This is a genomic window from Sphaerisporangium corydalis (genome assembly GCF_025506355.1).
Taxonomy (GTDB): Bacteria; Actinomycetota; Actinomycetes; order Streptosporangiales; family Streptosporangiaceae; genus Sphaerisporangium; species Sphaerisporangium corydalis.
Genome location: NZ_JANZYP010000117.1, coordinates 1 through 10,315 on the forward strand (window position 1 = coordinate 1; position 10,315 = coordinate 10,315).

Consider the following 10,315-nt stretch of genomic DNA (forward strand, 5'->3'; position numbering starts at 1 on the left):
CGGTGGCGTCGGCACGGGAGGCGGGGCCGGCGGGGCCGGGGCGGGGGGTGGTGGGGCGGCCGGCTCCTGACAGATCGGCGGGTATCCCCCCACGCTTATCCCGACCCGCAGACTCACCACCACCTCGACATCCAGGCACACGGTGATATCGACCGGCGCCCTCACGACGGACGCGGGCGCGGGCGCGTCGGGGAGGGTGGGGAGGTAGGTGAGGGGGAGGGTGGCCAGCAGGAGGGCCGCCGCGCGGGGGGCGATCACCGTCATCCGCTCCAGGGGATCCGCTGGAACTCCGCCAGCGCCGTCCTGAACGCCTCGGGCCCGACCGCGAGGCCGCTGTCGAACACGTGGGTGATCTGCCAGGTGAGGTAGACGCCGAACCCGAGCATCGCCGCCATCAGCACCAGCGGCACGAGCGTACGGCCCCGGGGACGGGCCCCCGCCAGGAAGGGGAACAGGACGACGATCAGACCGGTCAGGATCGTCAGCGGGAGCACCCCCGAGGGAGGCGTGGCCCGCGCGTCGGCCTCGCGCTGGCGCCGCGCCGAGGCCAGACCCCTGATCTCCTCGACGACCGCGCTCTTGACGGCCTTCGCGTCGTCGCCCTGCACGATCAGCGCCGCCGTCTGTGCGCGCAGCGCGTCCATGCGGGACGCTCCCTCGTCGCTGAGGCGGCCCGTGGCCATGAGAGGCCACTCCTTGTCGAGCACGAACCCGACGTAGTCGCGCACCTGTCGCTGCACCTGGGCACCGGCCGGGGCGGGGAGCCGCCCGGCGGTCCAGTAGGCGTCGACGGCCGCCTGGCTCTCGGCGTAGGTGTTCTGGCGGGCGGCGTCGGCGGCCGTCCACGGGACGATGATCGCGATGGCGAACACCAGCAAAAACAAGGACGAGATCATCGACCCCGCGTGGCCGGCGGTCGGGCCGTCCGGGGCGGGGTCCTCGACGCCCCTGCCGAGCCTGCGGAACAGGACGGCGGCCAGGACCACCACGCCGACCGCCGAGGCCACCGCGAGTACGCAGACCAGCATGACCAACTCCATAGCTTCGTCCGGCGAGGACCTCCCCGCCATTACCGATCGCATGCGGTGACATTGCTATCACATGGAGTGATGGTCATGATGGCCTTCGGGTGAGCCGCCGGTAGGGTTTTCCCCACCCGTGTTAGGGATCCTGGCCCATGTCGCCGGGACGGTCGCGGTCTCTACGGTGGGGGGCATGACGTACGCCGAGGTGACCACCCCCTGGGACAGGCTCCGCGTCCACTGGTCGGCCCGGAGCTGGCTCCGCACGTTCCACGTCGCGACCGGGGTACCGATCGCCCTGCTGTCGGTGGCCGTGATCGCGGGGCTGACCTTCGTCGCCCTGGTGCTGGCCTGGACCCTCGTGGTCCCGGCGATCGCCCTGCCCCTGCTGTTCTGGTCGGTCCCGCGGCTCACCAGGCTGCAGCGCGCCCGGTTCGCCGCCTTCCTGGACGTGGACATCCCTCCGGTGCCCGCCCCCTCAGGCGACGGCGACCTGTTCAGGCGGCTGATCCGCCCCGCGCGGGCGAGGAGCACCTGGCGGCAGATCGCCTACCATCTGCTGGCCCCGCTGATCAGCGCGGCCGGGCTGCTCACGGTGCTCGTGGCCTGGTCGGCGTTCCTGGTCACGGCGGCGCTGGCCGTCCAGATGTGGGCGGTGGGCGGCGGCTGGCGGGGCGCGCTGCCCGCCGTGGTCGCCCTGGCGCTCAGCGTCGCGGCCCCGGCGCTGGCGCGCGGGATCGCCGCGCTCGACGTGATCGCCGCCGAGGCCCTGCTCGGCCCGAGCCTGAGCGAGCAGCTCGCGCAGCGGGTCGAGACCCTCCAGGAGAGCCGCGCCGACGTGATCGACGCGGCGGACGCCGAGCGCCGCCGCATCGAGCGCGACCTGCACGACGGCGCCCAGCAGCGCCTGGTGTCGCTGGCGATGAACCTGGGGATGGCCCGCGCGAGCCTGTCCGGGCCGCCGTCGCCCCTGCAGGAGGTGATCGTCCGGTCGCACGAGGAGGCGAAGCAGGCCCTCAAGGAGCTGCGCGACCTCGTGCGCGGGCTGCACCCCGCGGTGCTCACTGACGAGGGGCTGGACGCGGCGCTGTCCGGCCTGGCCACCCGGTCCCCCCTTCCCGTGCGGCTGCGCGTCGAGGTGCCGGGGCGCGTCTCCCCCACGATCGAGGCGGTGGCGTTCTTCGTGGTGTCCGAGGCGCTGGCCAACGTCGCCAAGCATTCGGGGGCGTCCGGCGCGGAGGTGCTGGCTTGGCGTGAGGGGGACGTGCTGCGCCTGGAGGTCGTCGACGACGGTCTCGGCGGCGCGGAGCCCGGCGGCGGGACGGGCCTGCGCGGGCTGGCGCAGCGAGTGGGATCGGTGGACGGGACACTGGGCGTCGACAGCCCGCCGGGCGGGCCGACCAGGATCAGTGTGGAGCTGCCATGCGCGTAGTGCTCGCCGAGGACTCCGTCCTGCTCAGGGAGGGCCTGGTGTGGATGCTGGGCTCGGCCGGCATGGAGGTGGTGGCCGCGGTCGGCGACGCCGAGACGCTGCTCCGCGCCGTGGAGGAGCACCTGCCCGACCTCGTCGTCACCGACGTGCGCATGCCGCCCACCCATTCGGACGAGGGGCTGCGCGCGGCGCTGGTGCTGCGCCGGCAGCGTCCCGGACTCCCGATCGTCGTGCTGTCGCAGTACGTGGAGGAGCGCTACGCCACCCGGCTGCTGTCCACCGAGACCAGCGGCATCGGCTATCTGCTGAAGGATCGCGTGGCCGAGGTCGCGGAGTTCCTGGACGCGCTGCGCCGGGTCGCGGCCGGCGGCACGGCGCTGGACCCCGAGGTGGTCGCCCAGCTCCTCCTGCGCCGGCACAGCGACCCGCTCGACCGGCTCACCCCCCGGGAGCACGAGGTGCTCGCGCTGATCGCGGAGGGCCGGTCCAACACCGGGATCTCCGAGGCGCTGAGCGTGTCCGAGGGGGCGGTCGGCAAGCACATCAGCAACATCTTCACCAAGCTGGACCTGTCCGGCGCCGACCGTGACCACCGCCGGGTGCTCGCCGTGCTGCGCTTCCTGAACATCTGAGAGGCCTCCCGCCGATGCGAAAGACCGTCCGGACCGTCTGGATCGCCGCGGGCGGCGCGCTCACCGCGCTGGCGGTGATCGGCATGGCCCTCGGGACGTGGTCGAGCATCAGCCTGCCGCACTCCTACGACTTCGCCTTCCCCGGCTCGTACGACTCCGCCGACCTCGGCCGCGAGACGTCGGAGACCTCCACCGTCACCTACACGATCACCGCTCCACTGGTCATCGTGGACGTCACCGGGCCCATCGGCGTCCGGGTGGCCTCGGGCACCGCCGGGCGGCTCTCGGTGCGCCGCGAGCTGACCTGGGTGGACGGCGACCGCGATTTCGGCGAGACGTGGGAGAACGGGAGGACCCTGCGGGCCTTCCTGTCCTGCGACGCCGACCACGCGACGGGGCTTCCGCGCTGCCACGGGGACTACGTCCTGCGCGTGCCGCCGGCCGTGGACGTCCTGCTGGTCACCTCGTCGGGGACCGCGAGGTGCACCCCCACGCCCGCCGAAGCGGACTGCGCCCCCGGCGCGCCCTCTTGAGGGACGTCGTGCTTGGTGGAGGGGGCGCGTGAGAAATACCTCTGAGTGAGAGGTATCCTGCCGATGTGACCGGTACATCAGGCGATTATCAGGACGATCCAGACACGTACGAGGCGCTCGCCGAGGACCTGCTGGCCTCCGTCGTCGCCCTGCGCCGGGCCTCGCGCCGCGCTGCGGGCCGGGGCCCGGTCTTCGCCTCGCTCACCGGTGCCCAGGCGGACCTGGTCCGGCTGCTGTACCTGCGCCCCGGGCTCGGCGTCGCCGCTGCGGCGGCCGAGCTCGGCATGGCGGCCAACTCGGTGAGCACGCTGGTCGGCCGGCTGACCACGGCCGGCCTGGTCCGGCGCACGCAGGCCGACGGCGACCGGCGCGCGGCCAGCCTGGAGCTGACCGACGACGCACGGCGGCGGATGAGCGAGTGGCGCGACCGGCGCGCCGCCGCGGTGGCGGGCGCGCTGGCCCGGATGGACGCCGGCGAACGCGAGCGCCTGGCCGCCGCGGTGGAACCCCTGCGGCGCCTGGCCGACGGGGTGGAGAAGGAATGACCGGAAAAGGGGGGAACGGCATGGACGTGGACGGGATACCGCCGGCGGTCCTGTGTGAGGAGCTGCGGTACCGCTTCGGCGAGCACCGCGCGGTGGACGGCGTCTCGCTGCGGGTCGTCCCCGGGGAGATCTTCGGGCTCCTCGGGCCGAACGGCGCGGGCAAGACCACCACGATCCGGGTGCTGACCACCCTGCTCCCCCTCCAGGAGGGGCGGGCCGCCGTCTTCGGCGTGGACGTGGCCCGGCGCAGGATGGAGGTCCGCCGCCTGATGGGCTACGTCCCCCAGCAGCTCTCCGCGAACGGCGCGCTCACCGGCAGGGAGAACGTCAGCCTGTTCGCCCGGCTGTTCGACGTGCCGCGCCGCGAGCGCCGCGACCGGGTGGCGGAGTCCCTGGAGGTCATGGGCCTCACGGGCGACGCCGACCGCGTCGCCGCCACGTACTCGGGCGGCATGGTCCGGCGGCTGGAACTGGCCCAGGCCCTGGTCAACCACCCTCGGCTGCTCATCCTGGACGAACCCACCATCGGCCTTGACCCCCTCGCCCGGTCCGGGGTGTGGGAACGCCTCAACGAGCTGCGGGCGACCACGGGCATGACCGTGCTGGTCACCACGCACTCCATGGACGAGGCCGACACGATGTGCGACCGGGTGGCGCTCATGCACCTGGGCCGGCTGCGCGCGATCGGCACGCCCGCCGAGCTGAAGTCCGCGCTCGGCGAGGACGCGACCCTGGAGGACGTCTTCCGCCACCACGCGGGCGACGCCCTCAACGACGACCGGCTTCCGCAGGGAGGTTTCAGTGAAGTACGCACCACCCGCCGCACCGCGGGGCGCCTCGGCTGAGGCGGGCACGGTCCTTGTCCCCTATCCGCCGTTCTGGCGGCAGTACCCGAGCCGGGTGGGCGCGCTGTGCCTGGTCGAGCTGCAGAAGATGCGCCGCGACCGCACCGAGCTGGTCACCCGCGCCATCCAGCCCGCGCTGTGGCTGATCATCTTCGGCGAGACGTTCAGCCGGATCCGCGCCATCCCCACCGGCAGCGTGCCCTACCTGGACTTCCTTGCGCCCGGCATCCTGGCCCAGTCCGCGCTGTTCATCGCGATCTTCTACGGCATCCAGATCATCTGGGAGCGCGACGCGGGAGTGCTGACCAAGCTGCTGGTCACGCCCACGCCCCGGTCGGCGCTGGTCACCGGCAAGGCGTTCGCGGCCGGGGTGCGCGCCCTCACCCAGGCCGTGGTGGTGCTGGTGCTGGCCGCCGTGCTCGGCGTCGCGCTGACCGGCAATCCGCTCAAGCTGGCCGGGGTCGCGGTCGTGCTGCTGCTGTCCGCCGCGTTCTTCTCGTGCCTGTCCATGACGATCGCCGGCCTGGTGCTGACCAGGGACCGGCTGATGGGCATCGGGCAGGCGATCACCATGCCGCTGTTCTTCGGGTCCAACGCGCTGTACCCGGTGGCGCTGATGCCCGCGTGGCTCCAGGTGATCAGCCACGCCAACCCGCTCAGCTACGAGGTCGACGCGCTGCGCGGCCTGCTCATCGGGACCCCGGCGCACCTGGCCCTGGACTTCGCGGTGCTGGTCGTGGCCGTGGTGCTCGGCGTGGCCTCCGCCTCCGCCCTGCTGGGCCGCCTGGCCCGCTGACGTCCGCGCGTACCGCTCGTGGGGTCAGCCGGGCATGTGGTGCAGGTCGATCAGGCGGCCCCGGGCGCGGGCGGAGTCGGCCGTGCCGGCGGCCCCGGCGGTGCGCACCAGGATCCTGGTGCGGTCGGCGCGGAACAGGTCGTGGGAGAACTCGAACGGGGTCCCCGCCTGGTCGTAGGTGGTGCGGGCGATCGCGAGCAGCGGGATGCCCAGCGGCACGTCGAGCACCGCCGCCTCGTCGGGCCCGGCGGGCACCGCCTCGATGCTCTCGATCGCGTGGATCGGGCGCACGCCGTACCGTTCGGTGAGCAGCTCGTAGATCGAGCCGCCCAGCGGCAGCTCCAGCAGGCTGGGGAAGCGCAACGCGGGAAAGCGGGCGTTCTCCAGGGAGAGCGGCTCCCCGTCGGCGAGGCGGATGCGCACGATCTGGGTGACCAGGTCGCCGGGGTCCACCGACAGGGCGGCGGCGGTCGCGTCGTCGGCGGCGACGATGCCCGCGCTGACCACCCGCGACCCCGCGGTGAACCCCTGCTCGCGCAGCAGGGCGGGCACGCCGATCACGCTGGACAGGTCCCGCTCGATCCTGGCCTTGCTGACGAACGTGCCGCCCCCGCGCCCCGGCACCCTGCGCACGGCGCCGAGGCCCTCAAGCGCGCCCAGCGCCTGGCGCAGCGTCGAGCGGCTCACCCCGAGCCGGGTGGAGAGCTCGCGTTCGGATCCGAGCCGCCTGCCCGGCTCCAGTTCCGCCGAGATGAGCGCGAGGAGTTCCCGCCTGGCGGCCTCGACGGCGCTCTCATCTCCCTCGTCGCGGGACACGTCTTCACCTTTCTCGCCATGGCCCTGAAACAGACCAGAGACCGAAGGATCGCCCGATTAGATCACATGAGACCCAATGCCTCGGGCGATTCCGGAAGGATCTGACCGCCGTCCACGACGAGAGATGTACCGGTGATGTAAGCGGCCTCGTCAGTGGCGAGAAAAAGGCACGCGTTACCGATGTCCTCGGCCGTGCCGAGGCGTCCCACGGGAATGGCGGCGCGCAGCCCGCGCAGATAATCCTCCCCCTGCGCGGCGAGCCGTTCGGTGAGGATGTTGCCCGGCAGGACGGCGTTGATGGTGATGCCCTTGGGCGCCAGCTCCATGGCGGCGGTGCGCATGAACCCGAGCTGCGCGGCCCTGCTGGCGCCGTAGTGGGACCAGCCCGGGTACCCGGTCAGCGGGCCGGTGATGGAGGAGGTCAGCACCACCCGTCCCCGGCCGGAGGCCTGGAGCGGGGCCAGGCAGGCCTGGACGCAGAGCATGGTGCCCTTGAGGTTGACCCCGACGACGGCGTCGATGTCGGCCTCGGTCATGTCGGTGAGCCGCCGCCCGGGGAAGACCCCGCCGCTGGCGCACAGCACGTCGACGCCGCCGTGCCGCTCGGCGGCGGTCCTGGCGATGCGCGCGCAGTCCTCGGCCCTGGTGACGTCCGCGGACAGGTGGGAGACCCCCAGCTCCCGGGCCGTCGCCTTCCCGGCGTCCTCGTCACGGCCCACGACCAGCACCTTGGCCCCCACACCCGCGAACACGCGGGCGATGCCTTTGCCGATCCCTTTGGTACCGCCCGTGATGACGACCGATCTTCCGGCCAGTGAGGTGAACATGAGCCTCCTCCAGAGTGGTGCGAATGGTGATCCGCGGCGAAGGACATCGGCCGGGCGCATGTTCTCGGCGCGTCGAAGAACGCCCTCGCCGCCCGGCACGCCGGTCCCGCCGCTTCGGTCACCAATAGGTAGGACCGAATAATTCATCAGGCAAACCTTATGCGTCAAAGCGCCATTTCATGGGAATTCCGAAACGCATAACCCATTATTTGAGGTCGGCCGAAAAGCCCGCCTTCCTCCCACCCCGCCGGTCCGCCCGCCGCCGGGGCCCGTCTACCATCGCTGACCAGCCGGACAGGCCAGCACGCCGACGAGGGGAACGACAGTGAGCGGACGCGGACGAGCAGTCCTGGTGACCGGTGCGTCCAGGGGGATCGGGCGGGCGGTCGCCGAGGCCTTCGCCGCCGCCGGTGACCGTGTGGCGATCCACCACCGCGACTCGCGCGAGCTCGCCGAGCGGCTGCGCGCCGGGCTGCCCGGCGACGGTCACACCGTGGTGCGCGCCGACGTCGCCGACCCCGAGCAGGTGAGGCGCATGGTCGACGAGGCTGCCGAGGCCCTCGGCGGGATCGACGTGCTGGTCAACAACGCCGGGGTCTTCTTCGACCACCCGATCACCGAGGTCTCCTACCAGGAATGGCAGGACGCGTGGCGGCGGACCCTGGACACCAACCTCGTCGGCGCCGCCAACGCCGCGTGGTGCGCCGTACGGCACATGGGCCCCGGCGGGAGGATCGTCAACGTCTCCTCGCGCGGCGCGTTTCGCGGCGAGCCGGACGGCCCCGCGTACGGGGCGAGCAAGGCGGGCCTGAACGCGCTGGGCCAGTCGCTCGCCATCGCCCTGGCGCCGCACGGCATCGCCGTCGGGACCGTCGCGCCGGGCTTCGTCGAGACCGACATGACCAACGAGCACCTCAAGTCGCCCCGGGGGGACGCGGTGCGCGCCCAGAGCCCGTTCGGCAGGGTGGGACGCCCCGAGGAGATCGCCGCCGCCGTCCTCTACCTGGCCTCCCCCGCCGCCGAATGGACCAGCGGCGCCGTCATCGACCTCAACGGCGCCTCCTACCTGCGCTGACCGCCGTACGGGGGGTGGTGACCGCGTGCCCGGACGGTGGGGTGAGGCGGGACGGGCCGGTGCCGGCGGGGCGAGAGGACCGGTGGCGGCGGGACGAAAGGGCCGGTGGCGGCGGGACGAGGGGCATACTCGAACGTTTACGTAAATGTCCCGATGTGCGGGGCGGGCTCGGCGGTTACGGTCTGACGTCGAGAGCCCCCCTTCGGGAAGGTGAGCCCATGCGCGTGCCGACCGTTTTCCTCTCCGCCCTCCTCCTGGTCTCGCTGGCCGTGACGCCCGCGACAGCGGACGCCGCCGGTGCCGGAGGTACGAAACCCCAGGCCAGCCCGGTCAAGGTCGTCTACCAGCGCGCGTCCTTCGCCGCCGGAACGGCCGAGGGCACTGTCCATTCCCCCGGCGGCCTCGCCTTCGGTTCCCCCTCGGGCACCACCACCTACACCGACGCGCTCGGCACCAAGACCTGGGAGTACGCACGGTGGACCGGCCGGGAGCGCCGTGCCGGGTTCGGCGCCACCGAGCTGGTCGCCTCCTGGACCGCCGACACCCCGCCAGGAAGCTGGTTACAGGTCGAGATGCGCGGCCGCAACACCGAGGGCCTGACCAAGTGGTACGTGCTGGGCCGCTGGGCGTACGGCGAGTCCGACATCCTGCGTACCTCGCTGAAGGGCCAGGGGGACGACGACGGCACCGTCTACGTCGACACGTTCGCCGCCGCGACGGGCAAGCCGATCACCGCCTACCAGTTACGCGTCACGCTGATGCGCACGCCGGGCTCGGCGGTCACCCCGAAGGTGAGGACCCTCGGCGCGATGGCCTCCGCCGTACCCGAGCGCACCAGCGTGCCCGTCAGCCCCGGCGGCGTCGCGTGGGGGCGTGAGCTGAACGTGCCCCGCCGCTCCCAGAACGTCCACCGCGGCCACTACCCCGAGTGGGACGGCGGCGGCGAGGCGTGGTGCAGCCCGACCTCCACCACCATGGTCCTCGGCTACTGGGGCCGGTGGCCGAGCGCCGCCGACACCGCGTGGGTCGACCCCTCCGACCCCGATCCCGAGGTCGACTACGCCGCCAGGTACACCTACGACCACGCTTACGAGGGCGCGGGCAACTGGCCGTTCAACACCGCCTACGCCGGGCGCTACGGCCTCGACGGGTTCGTGACCCGGCTGCGGTCGCTCACCGAGATGGAACGCCTGATCGCCGCCGGGATCCCGGTGGTCACCTCGCAGTCGTTCGAGGAGGACGAACTGCCCGGCGCGGGCTACGGCACCAACGGCCACCTCATGGTCGTGATCGGCTTCACCGCGACCGGCGACGTGATCGCCAACGACCCGGCCTCCCCCGACGACGACGCCGTGCGCCACGTCTACCCTCGCGCCGCCTTCGAGAACGTCTGGCTCCGCAGCACCGGCAGCGGCGGCGTCGTCTACATCATCCACCCCCACACCCGCCCCCTCCCCCCCACCACCCCCGGCCTCCCCGCCAACTGGTGATCCACGAGCGGCCGTACGACTGTCGCCCGCCCCGCAACCGCCTCTCCTCATCACCGCCGCGAAACTTGCATCCCCCTGCCATCACCACCACGAACCGCGCCTCCTCATCAAGGGGGCGCGGTTCTTCCACGCCTAGAACCGGACGAGGAGCCCGGACCGGCCAGTGACCGCACGAGCCGAACCAGCCAATGACCGCACCAGTCGGGCCGGCCAATGACCGCACCAGTCGGGCCGGCCAATGACCGCACGAGCCGGACCGGTCACTGACCGCACGAGCCGGACCGGTCACTGACCGCACGAGC

General features: G+C 72.6%; 11 protein-coding genes and 1 pseudogene. 8 read left to right on the top strand and 4 right to left on the bottom strand.

The features are described from left to right. Both NYZ98_RS40540 and NYZ98_RS40545 read right to left on the bottom strand, forming a co-directional pair. A pseudogene (locus NYZ98_RS40540) lies at nt 1-264 on the bottom strand (hypothetical protein); the annotation flags it as partial. Next, nucleotides 261-1,028: a bestrophin-like domain gene (locus NYZ98_RS40545; RefSeq protein ID WP_262850759.1), complete on the bottom strand. Its 768-nt coding sequence runs from the start codon at nt 1,026-1,028 to the stop codon at nt 261-263. The pseudogene NYZ98_RS40540 and the gene NYZ98_RS40545, both read right to left, overlap by 4 nt. A 187-nt stretch (nt 1,029-1,215) precedes the next feature. Here NYZ98_RS40545 and NYZ98_RS40550 point away from each other — a divergent pair, with 187 nt between their 5' ends. From NYZ98_RS40550 to NYZ98_RS40575, 6 genes are all read left to right on the top strand, one after another. Next, the gene (locus NYZ98_RS40550; RefSeq protein WP_262850761.1) at nt 1,216-2,454 is read left to right on the top strand and encodes a sensor histidine kinase; all 1,239 of its coding nucleotides are present in this window, start codon (nt 1,216-1,218) and stop codon (nt 2,452-2,454) included. Continuing rightward, nucleotides 2,445-3,086, top strand: a complete 642-nt coding sequence (locus NYZ98_RS40555; RefSeq protein WP_262850763.1) for a response regulator transcription factor — start codon at nt 2,445-2,447, stop codon at nt 3,084-3,086. Before NYZ98_RS40550 ends, NYZ98_RS40555 begins: the two co-directional genes overlap by 10 nt. Before the next feature lie 14 nt (nt 3,087-3,100). Next, nucleotides 3,101-3,619 carry a hypothetical protein gene (locus NYZ98_RS40560; RefSeq protein WP_262850765.1) on the top strand — a complete coding sequence of 173 codons (519 nt, stop codon included), beginning with the start codon at nt 3,101-3,103 and terminating at the stop codon, nt 3,617-3,619. Between the two features lie 65 nt (nt 3,620-3,684). After that, nucleotides 3,685-4,164 carry a MarR family winged helix-turn-helix transcriptional regulator gene (locus NYZ98_RS40565; protein ID WP_262850767.1) on the top strand — a complete coding sequence of 160 codons (480 nt, stop codon included), beginning with the start codon at nt 3,685-3,687 and terminating at the stop codon, nt 4,162-4,164. Further along, nucleotides 4,161-5,009 (top strand): ATP-binding cassette domain-containing protein, encoded by an 849-nt coding sequence (locus NYZ98_RS40570; protein ID WP_262850769.1) that lies wholly within the window; start codon nt 4,161-4,163, stop codon nt 5,007-5,009. The genes NYZ98_RS40565 and NYZ98_RS40570 overlap by 4 nt, the downstream gene beginning before the upstream one ends. After that, entirely contained in the window at nt 4,966-5,805 is an 840-nt protein-coding gene (locus NYZ98_RS40575; protein WP_262850771.1) for an ABC transporter permease, read from the top strand. Before NYZ98_RS40570 ends, NYZ98_RS40575 begins: the two co-directional genes overlap by 44 nt. Before the next feature lie 24 nt (nt 5,806-5,829). Here NYZ98_RS40575 and NYZ98_RS40580 read toward each other — a convergent pair whose 3' ends face one another. Together NYZ98_RS40580 and fabG are read right to left on the bottom strand one after the other, a co-directional pair. Further along, a complete protein-coding gene (locus tag NYZ98_RS40580) occupies nt 5,830-6,621 on the bottom strand; it encodes a GntR family transcriptional regulator (RefSeq protein WP_262850773.1) in 792 nt (263 codons plus the stop codon). Between the two features lie 62 nt (nt 6,622-6,683). Further along, complete coding sequence (fabG, locus tag NYZ98_RS40585) at nt 6,684-7,448, bottom strand: 3-oxoacyl-ACP reductase FabG (RefSeq protein ID WP_262850775.1); 765 nt, start codon at nt 7,446-7,448, stop codon at nt 6,684-6,686. 352 nt (nt 7,449-7,800) lie between these two features. Between fabG and NYZ98_RS40590 the strand changes: the two genes are divergently transcribed. Both NYZ98_RS40590 and NYZ98_RS40595 read left to right on the top strand, forming a co-directional pair. Next, nucleotides 7,801-8,523: an SDR family NAD(P)-dependent oxidoreductase gene (locus NYZ98_RS40590; protein WP_262850777.1), complete on the top strand. Its 723-nt coding sequence runs from the start codon at nt 7,801-7,803 to the stop codon at nt 8,521-8,523. A gap of 218 nt (nt 8,524-8,741) precedes the next feature. Beyond that, the gene (locus NYZ98_RS40595) at nt 8,742-10,013 is read left to right on the top strand and encodes a C39 family peptidase (protein WP_262850780.1); all 1,272 of its coding nucleotides are present in this window, start codon (nt 8,742-8,744) and stop codon (nt 10,011-10,013) included. Nucleotides 10,014-10,315: the final 302 nt, after the last annotated feature.